The organism is Streptomyces sp. NPDC048191, from assembly GCF_040652655.1.
GTDB lineage: Bacteria > Actinomycetota > Actinomycetes > Streptomycetales > Streptomycetaceae > Streptomyces.
Genome location: NZ_JBEZMO010000027.1, coordinates 1 through 25,388, shown reverse-complemented (window position 1 = coordinate 25,388; position 25,388 = coordinate 1). Strand labels below are relative to the sequence as shown.

Annotated in this window: 25 protein-coding genes; 13 read left to right on the top strand and 12 right to left on the bottom strand. The window is 73.2% G+C overall.

Annotated elements, in window-relative coordinates:
- Positions 1–54 precede the first annotated feature (54 nt).
- Positions 55–834 carry a DeoR/GlpR family DNA-binding transcription regulator gene (locus AB0D93_RS31985; protein WP_362126935.1) on the top strand — a complete coding sequence of 260 codons (780 nt, stop codon included), beginning with the start codon at positions 55–57 and terminating at the stop codon, positions 832–834.
- 39 nt (positions 835–873) lie between these two features.
- On the opposite strand, the gene AB0D93_RS31980 is transcribed toward AB0D93_RS31985, so the two are convergent.
- Together AB0D93_RS31980 and AB0D93_RS31975 are read right to left on the bottom strand one after the other, a co-directional pair.
- Entirely contained in the window at positions 874–1,269 is a 396-nt protein-coding gene (locus AB0D93_RS31980) for a luciferase family protein (RefSeq protein ID WP_362126932.1), read from the bottom strand.
- Positions 1,270–1,633: 364 nt separating this feature from the next.
- Entirely contained in the window at positions 1,634–1,843 is a 210-nt protein-coding gene (locus AB0D93_RS31975; protein WP_362126929.1) for a hypothetical protein, read from the bottom strand.
- 643 nt (positions 1,844–2,486) lie between these two features.
- Here AB0D93_RS31975 and AB0D93_RS31970 point away from each other — a divergent pair.
- Positions 2,487–3,665: an MFS transporter gene (locus AB0D93_RS31970; RefSeq protein WP_362126926.1), complete on the top strand. Its 1,179-nt coding sequence runs from the start codon at positions 2,487–2,489 to the stop codon at positions 3,663–3,665.
- 331 nt (positions 3,666–3,996) lie between these two features.
- Entirely contained in the window at positions 3,997–4,731 is a 735-nt protein-coding gene (locus AB0D93_RS31965; RefSeq protein WP_362126923.1) for a maleylpyruvate isomerase family mycothiol-dependent enzyme, read from the top strand.
- A gap of 7 nt (positions 4,732–4,738) precedes the next feature.
- On the opposite strand, the gene AB0D93_RS31960 is transcribed toward AB0D93_RS31965, so the two are convergent.
- Positions 4,739–5,137: a MarR family transcriptional regulator gene (locus AB0D93_RS31960; RefSeq protein ID WP_362126920.1), complete on the bottom strand. Its 399-nt coding sequence runs from the start codon at positions 5,135–5,137 to the stop codon at positions 4,739–4,741.
- A gap of 85 nt (positions 5,138–5,222) precedes the next feature.
- Between AB0D93_RS31960 and AB0D93_RS31955 the strand changes: the two genes are divergently transcribed.
- A complete protein-coding gene (locus AB0D93_RS31955) occupies positions 5,223–6,713 on the top strand; it encodes an MFS transporter (protein WP_362126917.1) in 1,491 nt (496 codons plus the stop codon).
- Positions 6,714–6,871: 158 nt separating this feature from the next.
- Positions 6,872–7,156, top strand: coding sequence for a DUF6332 family protein (locus tag AB0D93_RS31950; protein ID WP_362126914.1), 285 nt, complete (start codon positions 6,872–6,874; stop codon positions 7,154–7,156).
- Here the strand turns inward: AB0D93_RS31950 and AB0D93_RS31945 are convergent.
- The 3 genes from AB0D93_RS31945 to AB0D93_RS31935 all read right to left on the bottom strand — a co-directional run bounded on the left by AB0D93_RS31945 (position 7,117) and on the right by AB0D93_RS31935 (position 10,059).
- Positions 7,117–7,782 (bottom strand): response regulator transcription factor, encoded by a 666-nt coding sequence (locus AB0D93_RS31945; protein ID WP_362126911.1) that lies wholly within the window; start codon positions 7,780–7,782, stop codon positions 7,117–7,119. The genes AB0D93_RS31950 and AB0D93_RS31945 overlap by 40 nt on opposite strands.
- Positions 7,779–9,002 carry a sensor histidine kinase gene (locus AB0D93_RS31940; RefSeq protein WP_362126908.1) on the bottom strand — a complete coding sequence of 408 codons (1,224 nt, stop codon included), beginning with the start codon at positions 9,000–9,002 and terminating at the stop codon, positions 7,779–7,781. Before AB0D93_RS31940 ends, AB0D93_RS31945 begins: the two co-directional genes overlap by 4 nt.
- Before the next feature lie 370 nt (positions 9,003–9,372).
- Positions 9,373–10,059, bottom strand: coding sequence for a TetR/AcrR family transcriptional regulator (locus AB0D93_RS31935; RefSeq protein WP_362126905.1), 687 nt, complete (start codon positions 10,057–10,059; stop codon positions 9,373–9,375).
- A 126-nt stretch (positions 10,060–10,185) separates the two neighbouring features.
- On the opposite strand from AB0D93_RS31935, the gene AB0D93_RS31930 reads away from it, so the two are divergent.
- The gene (locus AB0D93_RS31930) at positions 10,186–10,644 is read left to right on the top strand and encodes a nitroreductase family deazaflavin-dependent oxidoreductase (RefSeq protein ID WP_362126902.1); all 459 of its coding nucleotides are present in this window, start codon (positions 10,186–10,188) and stop codon (positions 10,642–10,644) included.
- A gap of 19 nt (positions 10,645–10,663) precedes the next feature.
- Here the strand turns inward: AB0D93_RS31930 and AB0D93_RS31925 are convergent, their stop codons facing one another.
- Positions 10,664–11,905 (bottom strand): geranylgeranyl reductase family protein, encoded by a 1,242-nt coding sequence (locus AB0D93_RS31925; RefSeq protein WP_362126899.1) that lies wholly within the window; start codon positions 11,903–11,905, stop codon positions 10,664–10,666.
- Positions 11,906–12,045: 140 nt separating this feature from the next.
- Here AB0D93_RS31925 and AB0D93_RS31920 point away from each other — a divergent pair, with 140 nt between their 5' ends.
- Complete coding sequence (locus tag AB0D93_RS31920; protein ID WP_362126896.1) at positions 12,046–13,401, top strand: dipeptidase; 1,356 nt, start codon at positions 12,046–12,048, stop codon at positions 13,399–13,401.
- A gap of 146 nt (positions 13,402–13,547) precedes the next feature.
- On the opposite strand, the gene AB0D93_RS31915 is transcribed toward AB0D93_RS31920, so the two are convergent.
- Both AB0D93_RS31915 and AB0D93_RS31910 read right to left on the bottom strand, forming a co-directional pair.
- A complete protein-coding gene (locus AB0D93_RS31915; RefSeq protein ID WP_362126893.1) occupies positions 13,548–14,591 on the bottom strand; it encodes an NUDIX domain-containing protein in 1,044 nt (347 codons plus the stop codon).
- Positions 14,592–14,751: 160 nt separating this feature from the next.
- Positions 14,752–15,015, bottom strand: a complete 264-nt coding sequence (locus AB0D93_RS31910) for a hypothetical protein (RefSeq protein ID WP_362126890.1) — start codon at positions 15,013–15,015, stop codon at positions 14,752–14,754.
- Positions 15,016–15,100: 85 nt separating this feature from the next.
- Here AB0D93_RS31910 and AB0D93_RS31905 point away from each other — a divergent pair, with 85 nt between their 5' ends.
- The 4 genes from AB0D93_RS31905 to AB0D93_RS31890 all read left to right on the top strand — a co-directional run bounded on the left by AB0D93_RS31905 (position 15,101) and on the right by AB0D93_RS31890 (position 18,899).
- Positions 15,101–15,433 carry a hypothetical protein gene (locus AB0D93_RS31905; RefSeq protein ID WP_362126887.1) on the top strand — a complete coding sequence of 111 codons (333 nt, stop codon included), beginning with the start codon at positions 15,101–15,103 and terminating at the stop codon, positions 15,431–15,433.
- A gap of 110 nt (positions 15,434–15,543) precedes the next feature.
- A complete protein-coding gene (locus AB0D93_RS31900) occupies positions 15,544–15,897 on the top strand; it encodes a hypothetical protein (protein WP_362126884.1) in 354 nt (117 codons plus the stop codon).
- Positions 15,894–16,664 (top strand): maleylpyruvate isomerase family mycothiol-dependent enzyme, encoded by a 771-nt coding sequence (locus tag AB0D93_RS31895; RefSeq protein ID WP_362126881.1) that lies wholly within the window; start codon positions 15,894–15,896, stop codon positions 16,662–16,664. The genes AB0D93_RS31900 and AB0D93_RS31895 overlap by 4 nt, the downstream gene beginning before the upstream one ends.
- A 213-nt stretch (positions 16,665–16,877) precedes the next feature.
- The gene (locus tag AB0D93_RS31890) at positions 16,878–18,899 is read left to right on the top strand and encodes an NPCBM/NEW2 domain-containing protein (protein WP_362126878.1); all 2,022 of its coding nucleotides are present in this window, start codon (positions 16,878–16,880) and stop codon (positions 18,897–18,899) included.
- Positions 18,900–19,112: 213 nt separating this feature from the next.
- Here the strand turns inward: AB0D93_RS31890 and AB0D93_RS31885 are convergent, their stop codons facing one another.
- Positions 19,113–20,063: an ROK family protein gene (locus AB0D93_RS31885; protein ID WP_362126876.1), complete on the bottom strand. Its 951-nt coding sequence runs from the start codon at positions 20,061–20,063 to the stop codon at positions 19,113–19,115.
- Between the two features lie 258 nt (positions 20,064–20,321).
- On the opposite strand from AB0D93_RS31885, the gene AB0D93_RS31880 reads away from it, so the two are divergent.
- Both AB0D93_RS31880 and AB0D93_RS31875 read left to right on the top strand, forming a co-directional pair.
- On the top strand, positions 20,322–21,371 hold the full coding sequence (locus AB0D93_RS31880; RefSeq protein ID WP_362126873.1) for a LacI family DNA-binding transcriptional regulator: 1,050 nt from the start codon (positions 20,322–20,324) through the stop codon (positions 21,369–21,371).
- 7 nt (positions 21,372–21,378) lie between these two features.
- A complete protein-coding gene (locus tag AB0D93_RS31875) occupies positions 21,379–22,158 on the top strand; it encodes a hypothetical protein (protein ID WP_362126870.1) in 780 nt (259 codons plus the stop codon).
- Here AB0D93_RS31875 and AB0D93_RS31870 read toward each other — a convergent pair.
- Together AB0D93_RS31870 and AB0D93_RS31865 are read right to left on the bottom strand one after the other, a co-directional pair.
- The gene (locus AB0D93_RS31870) at positions 22,104–23,840 is read right to left on the bottom strand and encodes a protein kinase (RefSeq protein WP_362126867.1); all 1,737 of its coding nucleotides are present in this window, start codon (positions 23,838–23,840) and stop codon (positions 22,104–22,106) included. The genes AB0D93_RS31875 and AB0D93_RS31870 overlap by 55 nt on opposite strands.
- A gap of 121 nt (positions 23,841–23,961) precedes the next feature.
- A complete protein-coding gene (locus tag AB0D93_RS31865; RefSeq protein WP_362126864.1) occupies positions 23,962–25,260 on the bottom strand; it encodes an aldolase in 1,299 nt (432 codons plus the stop codon).
- Positions 25,261–25,388 lie beyond the last annotated feature (128 nt).

Below are 25,388 nucleotides of genomic sequence, written 5' to 3'. Positions count from 1 at the left end.
CGCAGAGGGAGGTGCGCTAGGGTCGCCGGGAACACTTCAGAACGGAGGCTGCGGATGTCCCGGGACGCCCGCTGGAAGGCGCTGCTGGAACTGCTCGTCGAGCGCGGCCGGCTGGACGTCGAGGAGGCGGCGGCCGAGCTGGAGGTGTCGGCGGCGACGATCCGCCGGGACTTCGACCAGCTCGCCGAGCAGCAGATGCTGGTGCGCACCCGGGGCGGCGCGGTGGTGCACGGGGTGTCGTACGAGCTCCCGCTGCGCTACAAGACGGCCCGCCGCGCCTCGGAGAAGCAGCGCATCGCCAAGGCCGTGGCGGATCTGCTGGCGCCGGGCGAGGCGGTGGGGCTGACCGGCGGTACGACCACCACGGAGGTGGCCCGCGCCCTCGCCGTACGCGGCGACCTGTCCACCGGCTCGCCCGCGCTCACCGTCGTCACCAACGCGCTCAACATCGCCAACGAGCTCGCCGTACGGCCCCAGTTCAAGATCGTGGTGACGGGCGGGGTGGCGCGCCCGCAGTCGTACGAGCTCATCGGTCCGCTCGCGGACGGGGTGCTCGGGCAGATCACGCTCGACGTGGCGGTGCTCGGTGTCGTCGCCTTCGACGTCACGCACGGGGCGGCGGCGCACGACGAGGCGGAGGCCGCGATCAACCGGCTGCTGTGCGAGCGCGCCGAGCGGGTGGTGGTGGCCGCGGACTCCAGCAAGCTGGGCCAGCGGGCGTTCGCCAGGATCTGCGGGGCGGAACTGGTGAACACGCTCGTGACGGACGCGGCGGTGGGGCAGGAGACGGTACGGCGCTTCGAGGAGGCGGGTGTCCGGGTCCTCACGGTGTGACGGCCGGGCCGGCTCCGGCGGGTCTTCGCACGCTCCGGCTCAGATGCCGCCGAGATCGGCCTTCACAAAACCGGCGCCGCGCTGGTCGTTGCAGCCCGTGACCGGCCGGTCGAGCGGATCCGGCCAGGTCTGCTGGGCCTGGAGCGCCACACTCACCAGGGTGAGCAGCAGGTCGACGTCGCTCGCCGCGTCCAGGCGCAGGGTCACCCACTGCGAGCCCGGAACGACCCTGATCGCACCCGAGTCCCGCAGATCCTTGGCGAAACGCCGGATGGCCCGGTCGGTCAGCCGCAGATCGACATCGCGGTCCGAGTGGAAGTGGGCGATCTCGCCCTGGGCCGAACTCACCGCCTGGCCCACGCCGCAGCTCGGGTCCGTCTGACTCAGGTCGGGCCAGATCGCCAGTTGCGCGAGAGCGCGCGAGGCCAACGTCATGGGCCCATCATGGACCGCTCACCCCTCGGCAACCAGGTCGTGAGCAAGCATTAACCGAGCCGTATCCCGTCGCGAGGCGGGGCGTGGACACCCTCGAAGCGCACGAACGGGGCGTACGGCAGCGCCCTGTTGACGCCGCCCCGCGCTCTGGCGGCACAAGTCGGCGCAGGTCAGGGCCACATCGGCGGTCCGAGGGGCGCCGGGCTCGGGCCGCGGGGTGTCCGAGGCGGCCCGGGTGGCGGGAAAGGGGCGGTTTCGCCGAACGGGGTGAGGGCACCGATCCGGTCGTCTCGCAGAGTGAGAACGACCGGTCCGTAGGCGTGTGCGAACGGACCCCTGCGTTTACGCAGATGAGCCCCCGGGCTCAGGCAGACGGCTGCCTGACGCCGACTGCCCGTTCGCGCGTGGCCACCAGAAGGAGCACCCGGCCACCCCGCCAGGGCAGGGCACCGTAGAACCGGGCGGTCGCCTCGTGCCCCTGGTATTCGAGCGACTCGGGCGGCGTCGTCGGCCGGGCGTCCTCGGCGAGCAGCGCGGCGGGGCCGTCGACGCCGGAGTTCTCCATCGCGTCCACGAACCGTCCGGCGAGCGCGCGTTCGCGCGCCGAGCGGGGCAGCGGCGCACGGTCCCGGTCCGGGCGCGGGCAGCCGGCCGTTCAGCGCGCTCGCCCGCAGCAGGACGCTGTTCACCCGACACCCCGCTGCTGTCGAGGACTTCGGCCACGTCGGCGGCACGGAAGCCGGCACATCGCGCAGCGCCAGGACCGCGCGCTGCCGTGGCGGCAGGTACCGAAGCTCGGCCGTGAACGACAGCGCCGACGCCTCCGGTCCCTCGTAACGGGCGCCCGGTCCCGGCCCGGTGCCGGACAGGTCCGCCGACAGGGCGTCCCGGCAGGGCTCCTACCGGACCCCTGCGGAGCGGCGCGAGGACTCGGGCACGTCGAGTGGCGGACGGGCCGGCTCGCGGGTTGCGGCCGCCGGCCGTGCGAGGGCGCGCGGACACGCCGGCGAGGCCCGGCCACCACACGAGGACAGGCACATGAGGGCGGCCAGGGCACGGAAAACGCCGCACCCCTGCCCATCGCGCACAGCGTCGGCCGGAGCGGCACGGTACGGCCCTCGGCGGCTCCACGCCCCGCGACACCTCTTGCCCCACCCCGCGACCCGGCCTAGCCTGACTTTGTGCCGCTAATAAACAAACCCCGATCGCACAGCGTCGTGCCGGGTACCGACCGGAGTCTCATCCGCCTCCGCATCGCTCTGACCGCCTTCTTCGCCCTCGACGGCTTCGTCTTCGCGGGCTGGGTCGTCCGTATCCCCGCCATCAAGGAGCAGACCGACGCTTCTACCGGCGCTCTGGGCATGGCTCTGCTCGGCGTCTCCGTCGGCGCCGTCATCACCATGACGCTCACCGGCCGGCTCTGCCGCCGCTACGGCAGCCATCCGGTCACCGTCATCTGCGCGGTGCTGCTCTCCCTCAGCGTCAGCCTGCCCCCGCTCACCCACTCCGCGCCCGCCCTCGGCGCCGTGCTCCTCCTGTTCGGCGCCGCGTACGGCGGCATCAACGTCGCCTTCAACAGCGCCGCCGTCGACCTGGTGGCCGCGTTGCGGCGGCCGATCATGCCCACGTTCCATGCCGCGTTCAGCCTCGGCGGCATGATCGGCGCGGGGCTGGGCGGACTGGTCGCCGGTGCGCTCTCCCCCACGCGGCACCTGCTCGGCCTCACGCTGATCGGGCTGCTCGTCACCGCCGTCGCCGGACGCACCCTGCTGCGGCAGGAGCCGCCCGCGCCGGCCGACCGGGCCCCCTCCGCCCAACGGGAGCCGGGCCCCACCGCGTCGCAGCGGACCGGCGGCCGCGCGCTGGTGTTCGTTTTCGGGCTGGTCGCGCTGTGCACCGCCTACGGCGAAGGCGCCATGGCCGACTGGGGCGCGCTCCACCTCCAGCAGGACCTGGCGGCGTCGTCCGGCGTGGCGGCGGCCGGGTACTCGTGTTTCGCGCTGGCCATGACCGTGGGCCGGGCGACCGGCACGACCCTTCTGGAGCGGCTCGGACGTGCCCGCACGGTGATCGCCGGCGGCACCGTCGCGGCGGCCGGGATGCTGCTCGGCTCGCTCGCCCCCTCCGTGTGGGCCGCGTTGACCGGCTTCGCCGTCACCGGTCTGGGTCTCGCCAACCTCTTCCCGGTCGCCGTGGAACGGGCGGGCGCCCTGACCGGCCCGTCGGGTGTGGCCGTCGCCTCGACGCTGGGCTACGGCGGCATGCTCCTCGGACCGCCCGCGATCGGCTTCATGGCCGACTGGTTCTCCCTGCCGACCGCGCTCACCAGCGTGGCGGCACTGGCCGCCGTCGCCGCGCTCATCGGGGTGTCCACACGACGGACGATGGGCACCTGAGGGAACACCCGACGGGGCAGGACCCCGGCGGCGCCCACGGCCTCGGCGCGGCCTGCGACCCACGGCTCCTCGCCCGACGGCGCCGCACCGACGAGCACATGGTCACCGCACCGGACAGGCACCTGAGCCGACCGCCGGAACGTACGCACCCGGCCACTCCGAGAGCCGCCACACCGCCGGCCACGCACCACCGCCTGCCCGACAGCGCCGTACCGACAAGCGCTGCCACCGCGCCGGACGGGCACGTGCGGCGGCAGCCCAGCGGCACGGACGCGGCGGCGCCGGAAAAATCCCGGCCGCCGAGCGCCCCGCATCCGGCACACTCTCGACCATGAACACTGCCGACTTCCTTCAGACCCTGGACCGCGAGGGCCGGTTGCTCGCGGCGGCGGCCGCCGTGGCGGGGACCGAGGCCAAGGTGCCGACCTGCCCGGAGTGGCAGGTGCGGGACCTGCTGCGGCACACCGGAGCGGTGCACCGGTGGGCCGCGGGCATCGTCGCCGGCGGGTGCACGGAGCCCCGCCCCTTCGGCGACCCCCCGGACCTCGACGGTGCCGAACTGGTGGACTGGTACCGGGACAGCCACCGCCTCCTGGTCGACACCCTGACCGCCGCGCCCGCCGACCTGGAGTGCTGGACCTTCCATCCGGCACCCAGCCCCTCACCGCTGGCGTTCTGGACGCGCCGGCAGGCGCACGAGACGACCGTCCACCGGTACGACGCCGAGGCCGCCCGCGGTGGCCCGGCGTCACCCATCGCGCCGGACTTCGCGGTGGACGGCATCGACGAGTTGCTGCGCGGTTTCCACGCCCGCTCCAGGAGCCGTGTGCGTACACCCGAGCCGCGGGTGCTGGGGGTGCGCGCGGTGGACGCGGACGCGGTGTGGACCGTACGGCTCACGGCCGAGCCGCCGGTGGCCGTACCGCACGCGGCGGAAGAGGCCGAGGCCGAACTGGCCGGGCCCGCCGACGAGTTGTATCTGGCGCTGTGGAACCGAAGGCCCGTGCCGAGCGTGTCGGGTGACCGCTCCCTCGCCGCGCTGTGGCGGGAGAAGAGCGGGATCTGACGCCGGATCAGTCGGCGTCGGTCAGCATCCGGGTCAACACGGCGCGCTGCACCGGCCGTACCTCGCCGTGCAGCGCGCGCCCCTTCGCGGTGAGCCCGACGCGCACCCCGCGCCGGTCCTCGGCACACATCGCGCGCTCGACCAGACCGTCCTTCTCCAGGCGGCCGATCAGCCGGGACAGCGCGCTCTGACTGAGATGGACGCGCTCGGAGATCTCCTGCACGCGGTAGGCGCAGCCGCCGTCCGCCGCCGCCCCCTCGGCCAGCAGGTCGAGGACCTCGAAGTCACTGGCGCACAGGCCGTGTCCGTGCAGCGCCCGGTCCAGCTCGCACTGGGTGCGGGCATGCAGCGCGAGGATGTCCCGCCACTGTTCCACGAGCGCCTGCTCGGCCCTGTTGGACGCCATGAGCGCACCGTAGCAGAGAAACAAGATTATTGCATCGGAATTAAATGCATTTGCATCTGATGCATGCGCATGTAGTGTGGTCCGCATGACCTCTCCGCTCACCCCCTCCGCGTCCGCGTCCTCGGCGGTTCGCTGGACTCCCCGGCTGTGGGGCACCCTGCTGGTGCTCTGCGCGGCGATGTTCCTGGACGCGCTGGACGTGTCGATGGTCGGCGTCGCGCTGCCGTCCATCGGCTCCGACCTCCACCTGTCCACGTCGACGCTGCAATGGATCGTCAGCGGCTACATCCTGGGCTACGGCGGCCTGCTCCTGCTCGGCGGCCGCACCGCCGACCTGCTCGGCCGGCGTCAGGTCTTCCTCGTCGCCCTCGGCGTCTTCGCGCTCGCCTCGCTGCTCGGCGGACTCGTGGACTCGGGTCCGCTGCTCATCGCCAGCCGCTTCATCAAGGGCCTCAGCGCGGCCTTCACGGCACCGGCAGGCCTGTCGATCATCACCACGACGTTCCCCGAGGGCCCGCTGCGCAACCGCGCCCTGTCCATCTACACCACCTGCGCCGCCACCGGCTTCTCCATGGGCCTCGTGCTCTCCGGCCTGCTCACCGAGGCCAGCTGGCGCTTCACCATGCTGCTGCCCGCGCCGATCGCGGTGATCGCCCTCCTGGCCGGCCTGCGGCTGCTGCCGCGCAGCGCCCGCGAGGAGAACCACGACGGCTACGACATCCCCGGCGCCGTCCTCGGCACCGCGTCGATGCTGCTGCTGGTTTTCACCGTCGTCCAGGCCCCCCAGGCCGGCTGGACCTCGGCGCGCACGCTGCTGTCGTTCCTCGCCGTCGCCGTGCTGCTGACCGCCTTCGTCCTGGTCGAGCGGCGCTCGCCGAGCCCCCTGATCCGGCTCGGCGTACTGCGCTCGGGCAGCCAGGTCCGCGCCCAGCTCGGCGCGATCGCCTTCTTCGGCTCGTACGTGGGGTTCCAGTTCCTGACGACGCTGTACATGCAGTCCCTGCTCGGCTGGTCGGCGCTGCACACGGCACTCGCGTTCCTGCCCGCGGGTGCGCTGGTGGCGGTGTCCTCCACCAAGGTCGGCGCGATCGTCGACCGGTTCGGTACGCCGCGGCTGATCGCGACCGGCTTCGCCTTCATGGTCCTCGGCTACGCGCTCTTCCTGCGCGTCGACCTCGACCCGGTCTACGCGGCCGTCGTCCTGCCGTCCATGCTGCTGATCGGCGCCGCCTGCGCGCTGGTCTTCCCGTCTCTCAACATCCAGGCCACCAACGGGGTCGAGGACCACGAGCAGGGCATGGTCTCCGGTCTGCTCAACACCTCGGTACAGGTGGGCGGCGCGATCTTCCTGGCGGTGGTCACGGCCGTGGTGACCGCGGGCGCTCCCGCGCACACGACCCCGCAGGCCGTCCTCGACAGCTACCGGCCCGGCTTCATGGTGGTCACGGGCATCGCGGCGGTCGGCCTGCTGATCACCCTCACCGGTCTGCGCGGCCGCCGTACCGGGCCGTCGCTCGTGGTCGCCAGGTCCACCGTGGAGGAGGCGGAAGCGGAGCGCGTGGCGGTCCGCGACTAGGCCCGGTCGTTTGGATCAGGTCGCGGGACAGCGCCGGGACTGATCGGCCCCGCGTCTGCGGCGTGATCCAAATGGCAGGTCCCAGAGGGGGAAGCCTCCAACTGCGCGCCCGGCGGGGCTGATTGTCCCGCCGGGCGCGCGTCTGTGAAACTGGGGGAATGCACGCATACGGGGGACGCCGCACCAAAGCCCAACAGGACGCGGCCACGGTCGAGATCGGCTACGCGCTGGTGAGCGCGGCCTTCGCGGCGGCGGTGCTGTTCGGGGCCCTGACCGGTCCCGCCCTGCTCTTCGAACTGCCGCACCTGCTGTCCAAGGCCCTGCTGCGGCTCGGCATGACGGTCGCGCCGGTGGTGTTCGTGGCCCGGGTGGTCAGCGTGCTGATGCGCTTCCGGCGGGCGGCTCAGCCCAGCCAGCCGGGCCGTACCAGCCCCGACTCGTAGGCCAGCACCACGAGTTGGGCGCGGTCGCGGGCGCCCAGCTTCACCATCGTGCGGCTCACGTGGGTCTTGGCCGTGAGCGGGCTGACCACCAGCCGACGGGCGATCTCCTCGTTGGACAGACCGATGCCGACCAGCGCCATCACCTCCCGTTCCCGCTCGGTGAGCTGGGCCAGGGCGTCCGCGGCCGCGGGTTCCTTGGAGCGGGCCGCGAACTCGGCGATGAGGCGCCGGGTGACGCCCGGCGACAGCAGCGCGTCACCCTGCACCACCGCCCTCACGGCGCGCAGGAGTTCATCCGGTTCGGTGTCCTTCACCAGGAAGCCGGAGGCGCCCGAGCGGATCGCCTCGAAGACGTACTCGTCCAGCTCGAAGGTGGTCAGCATGACCACCTTCACGTCCTTCAGCTCCGCATCGCCGGTGACGCGCCGGGTCGCGGCGAGGCCGTCCAGCAGGGGCATGCGGATGTCCATCAGGACGACGTCCGGCCGCAGTTCGCGCACCAGCCGCAGCGCCTCCTCGCCGTCGGCCGCCTCCCCGGCCACCTCGATGTCCGGCTGCGCGTCGAGCAACGCCCTGAAACCGGCCCGCACGAGCGACTGGTCGTCGGCGAGCAGTACGCGGATCACTGATCCTCCCCGGTGTGTGACGGCAGTACGGCGAGCACCCGGAAGCCGCCGTCGGCGCGCGGGCCCGCCTCGATGGTGCCACCGAGCGCGGCGGCCCGCTCCCGCATCCCGGCCAGCCCGTTCCCGCTGCCGCCGGCGTCGGCGCCGGTGGCCGGCCCGTCGTCGTCGATGCGCAGTCGCAGCGCCTCCGCGTCGCGGGCGAAGCGCACGCGCGCGTGCCGCGATCCGGAGTGCCGTACGACGTTGGTCAGGGCCTCCTGCACGATGCGGAAGGCGGCGAGGTCGGCGCCGGGCGACAGCCGGGGCGGCTCGCCCTCGATCTCCACGGTCAGTCCGGCCGCGGCCGCCTGCTCCACGAGTTCCGGCAGCCGGTCCAGGCCGGGGGCGGGGGCGCGCGGTGCGGCGCCGGGGGCGCGCAGGGTGTCGAGGACCTGGCGCACCTCGCCGAGCGCCTCCTTGCTGGCGGCCTTGATGGTGGTGAGCGCGGCGCGCGCCTGTTCGGGGTCGCTGTCGAGCAGCGCGAGCCCCATGCCGGCCTGGACGTTGATGACGGAGATGCTGTGCGCGAGGACGTCGTGCAACTCGCGGGCGATCCGCAGCCGTTCCTCGTCCGCGCGGCGCCGCGCCGCCTGGGCCCGGTCGGCACGCTCCCGGGCCCACTGTTCGCGCCGCACCCGGGCCAGTTCGGACAGGGCGACGATCGCCAGCACCCAGGTGGCGATGACGATCTCCTGGGTGAGGCCCCCGCTCCTGTCCCCCGAGGGCGGGAGCCAGCGGTAGAGCCAGAGGGCGACCAGGGCGTGGCCGACCCACAGCAGGCCGACCGAGGCCCAGGCGGCCCGCCGGTGCCCGGCGACGACCGCGCTGAAGCAGCCGACGGCCACGGCCAGGAAGACCGGCCCGTACGGGAACCCCGCGGCCAGATAGCCGAGGGTCACCGCCGCGGTGCCGAACGTCACGGCGGCCGGGTGCCGGTGCCGCCACAGCAGCAGGACCGAGGCGACGAGCAGCAGCACGCGCGCGTAGCCGTTCAGGGGCACACGCTGGGGCTGGCTGTGCTCGGCGAAGTTGGTGCCGATCAGCACGAACGCGGTGAGCAGCACGGTGGAGCGCCAGGGCCACCGCCGACCGCGCCGCGGCTCCGCCTCACCTCCGTCCGGGGCACTGCGCCACGGAGGCCCGTACCGCCACCAGTGCGCGGGCGCATGCTGCTCATCCATGCCCGCCACGCTAGACGCCGACGGCGGGGCAGGACGTCAGCCGGGCGAGGTGATCACGCGTACTCCCGGGGAAGTACGAGGCCGGCGGGGGTGCACGTCGCCCGGCATAGGGGGTGGCTCGGCGGCCGGCACAGGGGGTGGCCCGACGGTCGGCACAAGGCGTCGGGCCTTCTCTGCCGTCCAGCCGCCCCCATGCTGGCCGTCGGGCCGCCCCCCTGAGGCCACCACACCCGTCGCCGGCCCGCGACCACCGCAGCCCCGCCCCGTGCCGCGACTACGGCATCCGCCCCGTGCCCACGCGACCCGCCCCGCGACTACCGCCCCACCCGGTGCGCCGGACACCCCGTGCCCCCGCAACCCCACCACGCGACTACCGCAGCCCCACCCCGTGCGCCAGCCCCGTCACCGCGTGCCGGAAGAAGGTCTCCCGCTCCTCCACCACGTTGTTGAACTGGCCGAACAGCTCGAAACCCACCAGCCCGAACAGCTGCGCCCAGGCGGCGACCAGCGCCGCGGCCACCTCGGGAGGCAGTTCGGGGGCCAGGTCGGCCGCCATGCGCTCGGCCTCGGGGCGGAGTTCGGCGGGCAGCGGCAGGCCGGCGAGGCCGGGGCCCTCGTGGGCGTCGCGGACGATGCCGATGAGGACCAGGCCGACGCGGGCGGCGGCCCGGACGGTGCTCTGGGGGGCGGCATAGCCCGGCACGGGTGAGCCGTAGATCAGCGCGTACTCGTGCGGGTGGGCGAGCGCCCAGCCGCGCACCGCCTCGCAGACCGCGGTCCACCGGGCCACGGGAGCGGCGTCGGCCACGGCGTCCCGCGCCCCTTCCGCCGCCTCGCCGAGGGAGTCGTAGGCATCGATGATCAGGGCGGTGAGCAGCTCGTCCCGGCTGGGGAAGTAGCGGTACAGGGCCGAGGAGACCATGCCCAGTTCGCGGGCGACGGCCCGCAGCGAGAGCTTGGCCGCGCCCTCCTCCGCCAGCTGTCTGCGGGCCGCTTCCTTGATGGCGGCGGTGACTTCGATCCTGGCCCGTGCGCGGGCGCCCTGGGGGGTGCTCATGTCAGCAGTGTGCCATGAAGGAGAGCGGTGCACACAAAAGAGAGCATCGCTCTTGCTTTCTCAGGGCGGGATACTCCACACTGGAGTCAACCGAGAGCATCGCTCTCCCAAACAGTGGGGGTCACCATGTCGTCGTCTTCTTCGCCGTACTACCTCAAGAGCAGCCGCCTGAACGTCCGTCTCAACGGCGTCATCGGCTGGCTCGCCCGGCACGGCATCAGCCTCGCGGGCAGCGCCGAGATGTCCGTCCGGGGCCGGAAGAGCGGTCAGATGCAGCGCGTTCCGGTGAACCCGCACTCCTACGACGGCGGGCAGTACCTGGTCTCGGCGCGCGGCCACTCGCAGTGGGTGCGGAACATGCGGGTCGCGGGCGGCGGCGAGCTGCGCGTCGGGCGCAAGGTGCGCACCTTCACCGCGGTGGAGCTGCCCGACACCGAGAAGCTCCCCGTCCTGCGGACCTACTTGGAGAAGTGGGGCTGGGAGGTCAACCAGTACTTCGCCGGCGTGACCGCCAAGTCCTCCGACGAGGAGATCATCGCCTGCGCCGGCGACCACCCGGTCTTCCGGATCGCCGTCACGAACTGAACCCCCGGGACCCGGACCGTCACGAACCGGCGGGCTCCTCCGCCGGGACGGCCTGCCCCCGGTCCATCGCGGTCAGGGCGCGCTGGGCGAACGGGTGGGAGCGGACGAGCTCGCCCAGCGAGGTCGAGCCCTGGGTGATGTCCCGGAACGCCCTCCACGCCGGGCGGAAACCGGTGAGGGCCGCGTGGAAGAGGCCGGGGCGCTTCTCGAACACGGCCAGCATCCGCTTGCCGACGCTCATCTCGACCCCGAGCCCGGCCTTGATCGCGAAGGCGTAGTTCAGGGCCTGACGCCGGGTGTCGACCGCGTCGTGCGCCTCGGCGACGCGCACCGCCCACTCCCCCGCGAGCCGGCCCGAGCGCAGCGCGAAGGAGATGCCCTCGCGGGTCCAGGGCTCCAGCAGCCCCGCGGCGTCACCGCAGACCAGCACCCGGCCCCGGGAGAGCGGCGAGTCGTCGGCGCGGCAGCGGGTCAGGTGCCCGGAGGAGACGGCCGGCTCGAAGCCGGACAGGCCCAGCCGCGCGGTGAACTCCTCCAAGTACCGCTTCGTGGCGGCGCCTTCACCGCGCGCGGAGATCACGCCGACCGTCAGGGTGTCGCCCTTCGGGAACACCCAGCCGTAACTGCCCGGCATCGGTCCCCAGTCGATGAGGACCCGGCCCTTCCAGTCCTCGGCGACCGGCTCCGGGACCGGGATCTCCGCCTCCAGGCCGAGGTCCACCTGGTCGAGCTTCACGCCGACGTGGGCCCCTATGCGACTGGCGCTGCCGTCGGCGCCGACGACCGCGCGGGCCAGCACCGTCTCCCCGCCCTGGAGGACGACGGCGACCGTGCGCCGGTCGGGGACGGCCGAGCCGTGCTGCTCGACCCGCTGCACCGTGACGCCCGTACGCAGCTCGGCGCCCGCCTTCTGCGCGTGCTCGACCAGCTGCTGGTCGAACTCGGGCCGGTTGATCAGTCCGAACAGCATCTGCTTGGAACGGCGGGTGCGGGTGAAGCGGCCGTTGTTCGAGAAGGTGACCGCGTGCACCCGGTCGCGGAAGGGCAGCTCGAAGCCCGGGGGCAGCGCGTCGCGCGAGGGGCCGATGATGCCGCCGCCGCAGGTCTTGTAGCGGGGCAGTTCGGCCTTCTCCAGCAACAGCACGCGCCGTCCCGCGACCGCGGCCGCATAGGCCGCCGACGCGCCCGCGGGTCCCGCGCCCACCACGACGACGTCCCACACCCGCTGCACGTCGTCCGCCGAAGAGTTCTCGCCGCTCACGATGGTCTACCGCTCCGATCAAGCCGCTGCCGTAGTGTCCCTCGCATCCTACGGCGGCCGTCGTCGCAGGCCACTGTGGGAGTATCGGGACACACACCCTGTTCAAGCTGTTCAACGTCGCACCCACGAGGAGCGTGCCCATGTCGTCGAATCCGGTCGCCGAGACCGTCGCCTCGCTGATGCCCCGCGCCAAGGCGGAGCTGGCCGAGCTGGTCGCCTTCAAGTCGGTGGCGGACTTCACGCAGTTCCCGAAGAGCGAGAGCGAGGCCGCCGCGAGCTGGGTGGCCGACGCGCTGCGCGCCGAGGGCTTCGTCGACGTGGCCCTGCTCGACACCCCGGACGGCACGCAGTCCGTGTACGGCTACCTGCCGGGCCCGGAGGGCGCCAAAACGGTTCTCCTCTACGCGCACTACGACGTGCAGCCGCCGCTGGACGAGGCGGGCTGGACGACCCCGCCGTTCGAGCTGACCGAGCGCGACGGCCGCTGGTACGGCCGCGGGGCCGCCGACTGCAAGGGCGGCGTGATCATGCACCTGCTCGCGCTGCGCGCCCTGAAGGCGAACGGCGGCGTCCCGGTGAACATCAAGGTGATCGCCGAGGGCTCGGAGGAGCAGGGCACGGGTGGCCTCGAGCGGTACGCCGAGGAGCACCCGGAGCTGCTGGAGGCGGACACCATAGTGATCGGCGACGCGGGCAACTTCCGCGTGGGGCTGCCGACGGTGACCACCACGCTGCGCGGCATGACCCTGGTCCGCGTGCGCATCGAAACCCTCGCGGGCAACCTGCACTCCGGCCAGTTCGGCGGCGCCGCCCCGGACGCGCTCGCCGCGCTGGTCCGCGTGCTGGACTCGCTGCGCGCCGAGGACGGCTCGACGACGGTCGACGGGCTGGACGCCACGGGGAAGTGGGACGGCCTGGAGTACACCGAGGAGCAGTTCCGCGCCGACGCCAAGGTGCTCGACGGGGTCGGGTTGATCGGCGATGGCTCGGTCGCCGACCGCCTCTGGGCCCGTCCGGCCGTCACCGTACTCGGCATCGACTGCCCGCCGGTCGTCGGCGCCACCCCCTCGGTGCACTCCAGTGCCCGCGCGCTGATCAGCCTGCGGGTGCCGCCGGGCGTGGACGCCACGGAGGCGACCAAGCTGCTCCAGGCGCACCTCCAGGCCCACACCCCCTGGGACGCCCGGGTCACCACCGAGCAGATCGGCCAGGGCCAGGCCTTCCGCGCCGACGCCTCCAGCCCGGCCTACCAGGCGATGGCCGACGCGATGGCGGTCGCCTACCCCGGCGAGACCATGCAGTACGCCGGTGAGGGCGGCTCCATCCCGCTGTGCAACACCCTCGCGAGCCTGTACCCGCAGGCGGAGATCCTGCTCATCGGCCTGAGCGAGCCGGAGGCGCAGATCCACGCGGTCAACGAGAGCGTGTCCCCCGAGGAGCTGGAGCGGCTGTCGGTCGCCGAGGCGCTGTTCCTGCGCAACTACGCGGGGGGCTGAGTCCTTCTGCCGACGGCACAGCGCCCTCGCCCACGGGCGGGGGCGCGCCCCGCGGTCGCCGCACGGACGTCATCGAACCGCTCCCCCCGGCCGCACCTGTTGCGTTTCCCCGTCGGCCTGGCCTGTCTCCGGCGCCGTGGTGGCGGTCAGCCGACCGGCACGCCCGCCTCCAGATAGAGCGCGGAACCGCGTTCGCGGGCCCGCAGGGCCCAGCGCAGCCGCTCGTAGCGGACCGGTGGCAGCATGTCGGCGGCCTCCTGCTCGGTGGCGAAGCGCCAGCCGCGCAGTTCGGGCCCGGGGAGCAGCACCCGGGACGCCTCGCCGGACTCCAGCCGGCCGCCGTCGAAGAGCAGCCGCAGTCCGCCGAAGCCGGGCGGCACCGGCCGTTCCCAGTCCACCACGAGCAGCCGGGGCACCTCGCTCAGCCGTATCCCGGTCTCCTCGGCGACCTCGCGCATCCCGGCGCGGGCCGGCGCCTCGCCGCGCTCGACCACTCCGCCGGGGAACTCCCAGCCGGGCTTGTAGGTGGGGTCGACGAGCAGCACCCGGTCGTCCTCGTCGAAGAGCAGCACGCCGGCGGCGAGGGTCTCGGCGGTGGGTTCGGGGGTCTGCACGATGTCGCACGGCGGTACGGCCCCGCTGCCGACGGCGTCGGCGATGCGGGCGGCGGTGGCGTACGGCGTGAGGGCGCTGGTGTCCACGAGGTGGGCGTCGGCGGTGAGCCAGGAGGCGAGGGCGGCGCGGTAGGGCTCGATGTGGTCGTAGGCCCACTGCCGCTGCCGTATCTCGCCGTCGGGCAGATCGGGCGGGACGTCCCGCCCGGCTATCCGCTCGCGCAGGATCGTTTCAGCCGGGGCAAGCAGCAGATGGTGCACGGGGATCCTGCGGGCGGCGAGGCCACCGAAGATCTCGTCGCGGTACTCCTGGCGGAGCAGGGTCATCGGCACCACGAGGGTCCCGCCCAGCTCGGCGAGCATCGCGGCCGCCGTGTCGACCACGAGCCGCCGCCAGATCGGCAGGTCCTGGAAGTCGCCGATCCCGGCGAGGTGCTTGGCCGGCAGCAACTGTGTGAGCGTCCCGCCGACGACCTCGGGGTCGAAGAGCGCGCTGTTCGGGATCAGGTCGATCAGTTCCCGTGCGGTGGTGGTCTTCCCCGCACCGAACGCGCCGTTGATCCAGACGACGGTCACTGACTCCCCCTCTTGTGTTGGCCCCCTGAGGCTTGCCCGCTCCACCCTGCCACGGAAACCCCGCCCCGGTGAGGGCGCCGGAACGGGAGAGCCGGTGCCCCCTCGGCGGGGACACCGGCACGTGGGCCCGTGGAGACCGGCATACACCGTGAACCGTGGCCTAATCATGATCCTGGGAGGCGCCGTCCTCATGGCTCCGGGAGGCGCCGTTCTCATGGCCCTGGGAGGCGCCGTTCTCATGGCCCCGGGAGGCGTCGTCGTCCGCGAAGGGGTTCTGGCCCACCAACTGGCCGAGCGAGTCGACGACGCTGAGGACGGGGAAGTCGGCGAGGGAACCGTCGTCCGCCGCGTGGGAGGGGGTGACGGCGGCCACGACGAATCCGGTGGCCAGGGTGGCGATGGCGAGCATGCTGCGCTTCTTCATGCGCTGATCAACTACGGACCGGCCCAGGGGTCACGCGTATACCCGCGAGCGGGCCACAGGGGCTACCGTCCCGGTGGGAGGGCACATGGAGAAGTCCGACGGTCACATCCACGTCGAGGCGCAGGGCGACGCGGCGGCCGTGCGCAACGTCATCGCCGCGACGTTCGGTCTGATCGGCACGCTCTCCGCCGAGGCCACCACGGGGTGCGGGCTGCGCGTGTCCCGCGCCCTCGTCTCCCGGCACCCCGAGCGCGTCACCTGCCTGCCGTGCCGCGAGCAGGCCCGGGACCGGCACGAGCGGCTCGCCGACCGGCTCGAGCGGCTGGCCGGGCAGCCGGGGCCGACCGCCGACCGGGCCCGGGTGGAGCGGGCCGCGGCCCAACACCGCGATCTGGCGCGGCGGTTCGCGGCACCGTGAGGGTGCGGCGCCCGCCGAAACCCGCTGGTCCGCTCTCCCGTGGGGCCGGTATCGTCCGACGCGCCGGTCCGCCCGCTCCCGTGGCGGGCCCCGACCAGAAATGCGGCATCATGACCAGCTCGTCCCCGACGACGACCCTCTGGCGACCGACGGGCCCCAAGGAGCTGGAGCTGGTCCGCGCGCTCGACTGGCGGGCCTGGCCGCCCCGGCTCCCGGAGCAGCCGATCTTCTACCCGGTCCTCAACGAGGACTACGCGACCCGGATCGCCCGGGACTGGAACGTCAGGCACGACGGCGCCGGTTTCGTGACCCGCTTCGAGGTCGACAGGGAGTTCCTCGGCCGCTATCCGGTCCGGCGGGCCGGTGGCGAGACGATCCTCGAACTGTGGGTCCCGGCGAAGGAGTTGGACGAGTTCAACGCCCACATCGTCGGCCGGATCGAAGTCGTTCGGGAGTTCCGGTGAGCGAGCTCGCGGCCCTCCGCGCCGGAGGCGACCACATCGAGGGCGTCCGGCGCTCCGGCGACCGGCTCCTGCGCGCCGCGGCCGGCCTGTCCGGGGCGGGGCTCCGCGTCCCGTCGGAGCTGCCGGGGTGGACGCGCGGCAAGGTGCTCGCCCACGTCGCCCACAGCGTCGACGCCTACGTGTGGCTCATGCGGCTCGCGCACACCGGCCGCGAACCGGGTCCGCGCGCGAACGCGGCGACGCTGTCCGCGGCGATCGAGCGGGACGCGGCCCTGTCCGCCGACCGGCTCGTGACCCGGCTGCGGGAGAGCCTGGACCGGTTCACGGCGCAGGCGCGCGAGATGCCCGCCCCGGCCTGGGAGCGTCCGGTCGCGGCACTGGCCGGCTGGCGGCACCCGGCCTGGTACCTCCTGCTGCGCTGTCTGCGGGAGCTGGAGACCCACCGATTCGACCTGGGTCTCGGCCACGGCACCGAGCAGTGGCCCGACGCCTACGTCTCCTGGGCGCTGGACGACACCCTCACCACACTGCGCGCCCAGGGCTTCCCGCTCGCCTCGGTCCAGGCCGTGGACCTCGGCCGCCGCTGGACCGTCGCGACCGAGGGCCCCTCGGTCGCCGGGGCCGGGCACCAGGTGCTCGGCTGGCTGAGCGGGCGCACTCCGGCCGACGCACTGACGACCGACCACCCGGGCCGTCCGCTGCCGCTCCCGCCCGCGTGGCCCCAGCCCCCACTGCCCGGCTGGGGCCGCGTCGACGACGAGGCATAGCCCCGGAAGCAAACACTTCCGAACACTCAGCGGGCCCACAGGGCCAAGCAGCCTCATTGTCAAGGCTTTTGACGCGACATCGAACAATAGAGCCGCTCCTCTTCCAACACACTCCGACAGGTCCTACCGTAAACGCGCACAGCTGACCCACACATGACACCCAGGCAGGTGTGTCTCGTCAGCCACCGTTCGCGAGTCGGAGGAACGTCAACGATGCGTCACCCTCATACCCGCACAACCGCCCGAAGACTGTTCGGAGCACTCACCGCAGGCCTGCTGTGCGCGGCGGGCCTCGCCACCCCCGCCCTGGCGGCCCCCGCCCGGCAACCCGCCGCGCCCGCCCTGGCCGACGGACTGGCCCTCACCCCGCCGATGGGCTTCAACAACTGGAACTCCACGCACTGCCGCGCCGACTTCAACGAGAGCATGGTCAAGGGCATCGCCGACCTCTTCGTGGCGAAGGGCCTGAAGGACGCCGGCTACCAGTACGTCAACCTGGACGACTGCTGGGCTCTGCCGCAGCGCGACGCCGAGGGCAAGCTGGTGCCCGGCCCGGCCCGCTTCCCGAACGGCATCAAGGCCGTCGCCGACTACGTCCACTCCAAGGGACTCAAACTCGGCATCTACACCAGCGCCGGCACCAAGACCTGCAACAGCGCGGGCTTTCCGGGCGCGCTCGGCCACGAGTACAGCGACGCGCAGCAGTTCGCCGACTGGGGCGTGGACTACCTGAAGTACGACAACTGCAACAACCAGGGCGTCGACGCCAAGAAGCGGTACACCACCATGCGGGACGCGCTCAGGGCGACCGGGCGGCCCATCGTCTACAGCATCTGCGAGTGGGGCGAGAACAAGCCCTGGGAGTGGGCGTCGGGCGTGGGCCAGCTGTGGCGCACCACGGGCGACATCAGCGACAACTGGGGCTCGATGCTGTCGATCCTGAAGCAGAACCTGCCGCTCGCCCCGTACGCGGGGCCCGGCCACTGGAACGACCCCGACATGCTGGAGGTCGGCAACGGCGGCATGACGGACACCGAGTACCGCTCGCACTTCTCCCTCTGGTCGGTCATGGCGGCGCCGCTGCTCATCGGCACCGACCTGCGCAAGGCCTCCCAGGCCACCTTCGACATCCTGGACAACAAGGACGTCATAGCCGTCGACCAGGATCCGCTCGGCAAGCAGGGCACCGTCGTCTCCTCCGCCGGCGGACGCTGGGTGATCGCCAAGGAGATGAAGGACGGCAGCCGGGCCGTGGCCCTCTTCAACGAGTCCGGCACCACCCAGCGGATCACCACCACGGCGGCCGCCGTCGGCCTGCCCGACGCCTCCGCCTACACCCTGCGGGACCTGTGGCAGCACCGCGACTACAACACCGCCGGTACCCTCGCGGCCACCGTCCCCGCCCACGGCACGGTCCTGCTGCGCGTCTCGGCCGACCCGCACTGGGCGGCGCACCCGCCCGCCGTCGAACTGGGCCTGGACGGCAGTCCGTTGCTGGAGGCCGGTGCGCCGGCGACGCTGAACAGCACCGTCACCGACCTCGGCCGAACCCCCGCGCGCCGGGTGTCCGTGTCGCTGACCGCCCCCGACGGGTGGACCGTACGGCCCACCTCGGCGACCACGTCCGACGGCCTCGCCACCGGCAAGACCCTGAGCACCGGCTGGAGCGTCACCGCGCCGGCCGGGACACCGACCGGCTCCTACGGCCTCACGCTCCAGGCGCGATACCGGTCACCGGACGGACAGCGCGTCACCAGCACCCTGACGCCGACCGCCTCCGTGGTGGTACGGCCGCCCTCCGGGACGTCGTACCTCAGCGACCTCACCTGGCTGTCGGCGAGCAGTGGCTGGGGGCCGGTGGAGCGCGACACCAGCAACGGGGAGAGCGACGCGGGCGACGGCCACCCGATCACCATCGGCGGCACGGTGTACGCGAAGGGCCTCGGCGTGCACGCGCCGAGCGACGTCTCCTTCTACACCGGCAAGGCCTGCTCGAAGGTCACCGCGGACGTCGGCGTCGACGACGAGAAGGGCACCAAGGGCACTGTCGCCTTCGAGATCTGGGCGGACGGCACGAAGGTCGCCTCGACGGGCACCCTGACCAACACGATGCCCGCGCAACCCCTCACCGCCGACATCGCCGGCGCCCGGGTGATCGACCTCGTCGTCACCGACGCGGGAGACGGCAACGACTCCGACCACGCGGACTGGGCGGAGGCACGCCTGACTTGCTGACGGCGCCCCCCGCCGCAGAGGCGGAGGAGACCGTCCGCGCCCACGGGTGCGTGGGGGCATGACCGCTCAGCTCCCACGCACCCCTGCCAAACCACGGCACCGCCGCCTGCGGGGCGCCCCCGGCCCCGGCCGCCACAACCCACCAGACGCAACCGGCACACCACTCCGCCGCCGATCACACGCCCGCCGCCAGAGCCCACCGGACGCCGCGCATCACACTCCCGCCGTCGCATCCGGCCTACGGGACAGCGCGGCCGCCGCGGCGCCGACCAGGCCCGCGTCCGTGCCCATCTGCGCGGGGACGACCGTCAGACGCTGGACGAAGGACAGGGTCGCGTAGTCGGTGAGGGCCTTGCGCAGGGGCGTGAAGAGGATGTCGCCCGCGTTGCCGACCCCACCGCCGATCACCGCGATGTCGATCTCGACCAGGGTCGCGGTGGCCGCGATGCCGGCGGCCAGCGCCTGTGCCGCCCGCTCGAAGGAGGCCACGGCGACGGGGTCGCCCCCGCGCGCGGCGGCGGCCACCGCTGCGGCCGAGGTGTCGCCGTCGGGGCCGGGACGCCAGCCCCGGTCCAGGGCACGGCGGGCGATGTTGGGCCCGCTGGCGATCCGCTCCACACAGCCGCGCGAGCCGCACGGGCACGGATCGCCGTCGAGATCGACGCTGATGTGACCGATGTGCCCGGCGTTGCCGGTGGGGCCGGGGTGCAGCTGACCGTTCAGGACCAGGCCGCCGCCCACACCGGTCGACACCACCATGCACAGCGCGTTGTCGTGGCCGCGCGCGGCGCCCTGCCAGTGCTCGGCCGCGGTGATCGCGACACCGTCGCCGATCAGCTCGACCGGGAGACCGCCGGTGGCCGACCGCACGCGCTCGACCAGCGGGAAGTCACGCCAGCCCGGCACGTTCACCGGACTGACGGTGCCCGCCGAGGCGTCCACCGGACCGGCGCTGCCGATGCCGACGGCACCGGCGCGGTCCCACAGCGGCGCCCCGGCGAGGTCGCCGAGCACCTCCTCCACGGCCCGCATGACCGTCTCCCCGTCCTGCTGGGCGGGCGTGCCGCGCTGGGCCCGCGCCAGTATCCGTCCGTCGCCGTCCACCAGCGCGCCGGCGATCTTGGTGCCGCCGATGTCCAGGGCCGCGACGAGGTCGGTGTGCATCAGAGTCAGATCTCCCCGTTGAAGCGTGCGAACCAAAGAAACAGGCCGGTCGAGCGGTGGGGGCGCAGGCCGACATCAGCGGTGGACAGTCTCTCGCGCATCTGACAACGTTGTCCAGGCTCTATGCTCGACGCCACATCCTCATACAAACCACGGATCGGCGCACTACCCGGGGGACGTGACCTCTCGTGCAGCGGCGCACCCCCACAGCGCGTCGGTTCCGTGGCCGAGACGGACGACAGGACAGGACGCCACATCGTGCCCGAGAGCACCCGCCGCACAGCCGGCCTCCCCGGCAACCGTTACGGCAACCGCCCCACCATGAAGGACGTGGCGGCCCGGGCCGGGGTCGGGCTGAAGACGGTCTCCCGGGTGGTCAACGGCGAGCCCGGCGTCACCCCGGACACCGAACGCCGGGTGCAGGAGGCGATCGAGGCCCTGGGCTTCCGCCGCAATGACAGCGCGAGGGTGCTGCGCAAGGGCCGTACCGCCAGCATCGGCCTCGTGCTGGAGGATCTCGCCGACCCCTTCTACGGCCCGCTCAGCCGCGCCGTGGAGGAGGTGGCCCGGGCCCACGGCGCCCTGCTGATCAACGGCTCCAGCGCCGAGGACCCGGAGCGCGAGCAGGAGCTGGCGCTGGCCCTGTGCGCACGGCGGGTGGACGGTCTGGTGGTGATCCCGGCCGGTGACGACCACCGCTATCTCGAGCCGGAGATCAGGGCCGGCGTGGCGACCGTGTTCGTGGACCGCCCGGCCGGTCGGATCGACGCCGACGTGGTCCTGTCCGACAACTTCGGCGGTGCCCGGGACGGCGTCGCCCATCTCATCGCGCACGGCCACCGCCGGATCGGGTTCATCGGCGACATGCCGCGCATCCACACCGCCGCCGAGCGACTGCGCGGCTACCGGGCGGCGATGGAGGACGCGGGGATAACCGTGGAGGACGCGTGGATGTCCCTCGGGCAGACGAATCCGGAGCGGGTGCGCGGGGCGGCCGAGGAGATGCTCTCCGGGCCCGACCCCGTCACCGCGGTCTTCGCGGGCAACAACCGGGTGACGGTCACCGTGATCCGGGTGCTGGCCGAGCGCTCCCGCCAGGTCGCCCTCGTCGGCTTCGACGACATCGAGCTGGCCGATCTGCTCCAGCCGGGCGTCACGGTCGTCGCCCAGGACGCGGCCGCCCTCGGCCGTACCGCGGCCGAGCGCCTCTTCCGCCGGCTGGACGGCGGGCTCGTGGCGCCGGAACGCATCGAGTTGCCCACCCGGCTGATCACGCGCGGCTCGGGCGAGCTGCCGCCGGCCGACTGAGCCGCCGATGACCGGCCGCACCCTGGAGGAACTCGGCCTCGCCGGGGCTCCCCGAGACCATCCGCTGACCTATCCCGGCGCGTGGCCCGCTGACTCCGGACTGCTCGACGGCGACCGGATGCTCCCCCTGGAGCGCCTGGTGTACGACGACCGGGTGCCGGTGATCGCCGTCGGCTCCAACGCCTGCCCCGGCCAACTGCGCCACAAGATGGCGGAGTTCGAGATCGACTCCCCGGTGCCGATGGTGCGGACACGGGTGTCCGGGCTCGACACGGGCGTCTCGGCGCACGTCAGCCGCCTGGGCTATGTCTCGGCGTCCCCGGTCAAGTCCGCACAGGCCTTACGGGAGTTGTTCGTCATCTGGCTGGACCGGCGGCAGCTGGACGTGATCGACGCCAGCGAGCCCAATTTCTGGCGGTCCTGGCTGCCCGCCCCGGTCGTGCGGATCGAGCTGCCGGACGGTTCCGCGCTTCCCGGGGCGTACGCCTATGTCAACCGGCACGGCGTGCTGCGCCACGGCACCGGTACGCCGCGCCGCCATCCCGGCGACCAGCACGCCCTGCTCAGCGAACTCCTCGCGGGATCGGCGCGGTTGCGGGAGCTGTTCGGGGTCACACCGGAGGAGTTCTGCGCACGGGCACGCCGTGACGCCTGGCTGTGCGCGCGGGGTACGCAGTTGTTCGCCGAGATGAAGTGGGTGACGGAGTCGGGCTTCGAGCCGTACGCCGACGGTCAGCAGACCGGAAGCCCGGGCACCGGTTCGTCGTTGTTCCCGCCCTTGAGGTAGACGTCGCTGACGTACACCCCCGTGTTGCCGCTGTCGTCGTCGGTCTTCGCCCACCACACGTTCGTCCACCGGCCGTAGGTCTCCCGGCGTCGCAGGTCGGACTGGCAGTAGAAGTAGCTCGTGCCTGCGTTCAGGGTCCCGGCCTCGGCGCCGGAGGCCGTGTAGGACTTGGCGGTGCGCCACACCTGACAGTCGTACCTGCCGCCGCCGGCGGACCGGCACGCGGTGGCCGGGACGGAGCTGTGCTCCGAACCGGCTGTGGGTTCTGGGCTGTTGGCGGTTCTTCCCGGCGTCGTAGCGGAGGCGGAGGCACGCGAGGACGGCTCGGTGCCACCCGTACCGCCCGGCTTCCCGGTGGGCGCGGCGCGCTTCTTTCCGCCCCCGCGCGCGTCCGCGGGCCACGTGGACCGCTCGGTCCCGGCCCGTGTGGACGTCACCGTGGTCGACGTGCGGGACGCGGGCGGCGCCGAGTCCGTCTTCGCTGCCTGCGAGTCGCGCATCAGGGCGACGGTGGCCCCGGCCGCGGCGAGGACGACGGCCACGGCAGCGGCGGCGAGCAGGGCTCGGCCCCTGCGGCGGGGGCCCACGGGGCCGGTGGGGGCGCCGGGCAGGTACGCGGAGGTCGGTCCGGTGGGGGGAGCGGCGCCTGCGGCCGACGAGGGCGTCATCGCCGCACCGGCCCCGGGTGCCGAGTGGTACGCCGGTCCCGGCCGGACCGGGCCGAACCCCGGCGGCGTGCCGCGGTCCGTGGGCTCGGACGGCCGGGACGGGGTCGCGCGCAGGGTGGTCGTCGGGGTGTCCGCGGTCCGTGCCCGCGCCACCTCGCGCAGCGCCTCGCGGGCCTCCTCGGCGTCCGGGCGGGCGTCCGGGCGCTTGTCCATCAGGCGCCGCAGGACCGGTGCCAGCGGGCCCGCCCGGCGGGGCTCGGGCAGGGGGTCGAGGACGATCGCGGTGAGCGTCGAGTAGGTGGACGTACGGCGGAACGGCGAGGCGCCCTCGACGGCCGCGTAGAGCGTGGCGCCCAGGGCCCACACGTCGGACGGCGGGCCCGGCTCGGCGCCCTGCGCGCGCTCGGGGGCCAGGTAGTCCAGGGAGCCGACGAGTTCGCCGCTGCGGGTGAGGCGGGTGGCCGAGCCGTCGCCGGGGTCGTCGATCGTGGCGATGCCGAAGTCGGTGAGGACGACCCGGCCGGAGCGGTCGAGGAGGATGTTGCCGGGTTTGACGTCGCGGTGCAGCACGCCGACGCGATGGGCGGCGGCCAGCGCGTCCGTCACGGCCGCGCCGACACGGGCCGCCTCGTACGGGTCGAGGGTGCCGCGCTCGCGCAGGACGTCGTCCAGGGAGGGCCCGTCGATCAACTCCATGACGATCAGCGGGCGCCCGTCGACCTCGGCGACGTCGTGCACGGCGACGACACCGGGATGGCGGACCCGGGCGGCGGCCCGGGCCTCGCGCTGCATCCGCAGCCGCAGTTCGGACAGTTCGGGCCCGGCCGTGTCGGTGTAGGTCCGCAACTCCTTGACGGCGACCTCGCGGCCGAGGACCTCGTCCACCGCCCGCCAGACCACGCCCATGCCGCCGCGCCCGAGCCGTGCGGTGACGCGGTAGCGCCCGGCCAGCAGCCGGCCGGCCCCGTCGTCCGTGTGCCCGTACTCCTTCGGTCCCTGCTCCCCCGAAGACACCGCCGCCCCGTTCCTCTGTCGTCCTCTGCCGCGTCCGCCCGGTCGATGCGTGGCGTCCAGCGTACGGGGCGGCGGTGACGGTCCACTCCCCCCACCGGAGGCTGTGACCGGTCCGGTACCTCTACTTCGCGGAGGCCGTCAGGTCACCGCGCCGGGGCGCCGCGAAGCCCTCCAGGTCGGCGCGGGTCAGGCCGGTGAGACGGGCGACCTCGGCGATGTCCAGCGCGCCGCAGTCCAGGCCGCGCAGCAGATAGCCGCTGAGGGCCTTGGCGGTGGCGGGCTCGTCCATGACGTCGCCGCCGGCCCGGTTGACGTAGCGGGCGAGACGGCCGGCGGCCTGCTCGAAGCCCTCGCGGTAGAAGGCGAAGACGGCCGCGTAGCGGGTCGGGATGTGGCCGGGGTGCATGTCCCAGCCCTGGTAGTAGGCGCGGGCCAGCGCCCGCCGCGTCAGGCCGTAGTGCAGGCGCCAGGCGTCGTGGACCTTCTCGGTCGGGCCGACGGGCAGGACGTTCGTGGAGCCGTCCGACACGCGTACGCCGGTGCCCGCGGCCGCGACCTGCATGACCGCCTTGGCGTGGTCGGCGGCCGGGTGGTCACTGGCCTGGTAGGCGGCGGAGACGCCGAGGCAGGCGCTGTAGTCGAAGGTGCCGTAGTGCAGCCCGGTGGCACGCCCCTCCGCGGCCTGGATCATGCGCGCGACGGTGGCGGTGCCGTCGGTGGCGAGGATGGACTGGCTGGTCTCGATCTGGATCTCGAAGCCGAGCCGGCCGGCGTCCAGGCCGTGCACCTTCTCGAAGGCCTCCAGGAGGCGTACGAACGCGGTGACCTGCTCGGGGTACGTCACCTTCGGCAGGGTCAGCACCAGGCCCTCGGGCAGGCCACCCGATTCGACCAGCCCGCTGAGGAAGACGTCGAGGGTGCGGATGCCCCGGTCGCGTACCGCGGCCTCCATGCACTTCATGCGGATACCCATGTACGGCGCCGCCGTGCCGTTGCGGTACGCCTCCGCGATCAGCCGGGCCGCGCGGGCCGCCGTCTCGTCCTCCTCGGCGTCGGGGCGGGGGCCGTAGCCGTCCTCGAAGTCGACGCGCAGGTCTTCGATCGGTTCGCGTTCCAGCTTGGCGCGGACACGGGAGTAGACCGGCTCGGCGAGTTCGTCGGACAGGCCGAGGACGGCCGCGAAAGAGGCGGCGTCCGGGGCGTGCTCGTCGAGAGCGGCGAGGGCCCGGTCGCCCCACGAGCGGATCGTGTCGGCGGCGAAGGCGTCACCGGGGACATAGACGGTGTGGACGGGCTGCCGGGTGCCGGGGTCCCCGGGGTAGCGGCGCTCCAGCTCCGCGTCGACCCGTGCGAGGGAGGCGCTGATCTCCTCGCTGACGGCGCCCGCGAGGCTCGTCGCCACCTTCTCCTGCTGACCCATCCCACACCCTCCAATTTTCCGCTCTACGGAATCAACAATCCGTATAATGAAGTTATCCGTGTGGTTGTCGCTGGTCAACACCCCGTCCGCACCCTGGTCGTCGGCCACCGAGCCGTCTTCAGGATGCA